This is a genomic window from Priestia sp. SIMBA_032 (assembly GCF_046535215.1).
Taxonomy (GTDB): Bacteria; Bacillota; Bacilli; order Bacillales; family Bacillaceae_H; genus Priestia; species Priestia aryabhattai.
Map to the genome: position 1 here is coordinate 1 of NZ_JAWRXD010000542.1, position 277 is coordinate 277.

Sequence of the window (277 nt, forward strand, 5' to 3'; positions counted from 1 at the left end):
GTCGCAGCTGATCGAGGGCGGTCACGCAGGTCGACGCGCGATACTGCTCGAATGAGCATCGAGATCGCGCGGAGGGCCGCCGGACCGATCCTGCCGCCGCGCGAAGGCATCACGGCCTCGAAACTCAGGGCTCCAGGCGGCACGCAGACGCATGCGGGCCAGCACGATGCGGTTCCCGCAACGGTCGGCGAATGGCTCGAGAACGTCGTCATCGCGCGCACCCTCGCAAACGAGGAGGCTCTCGCAGGCATCGCGGCGGAATACTTCGTCGGGCCGG

1 protein-coding gene is annotated in these 277 nt (G+C 68.6%); it reads left to right on the forward strand.

Annotation, left to right across the window (positions count from 1 at the left end; translation table 11 throughout):
* Positions 1–51: 51 nt before the first annotated feature.
* A partial coding sequence (locus tag SB717_RS35460) for a hypothetical protein (protein WP_410907616.1) occupies positions 52–277 on the forward strand: 226 nt, incomplete at its 3' end.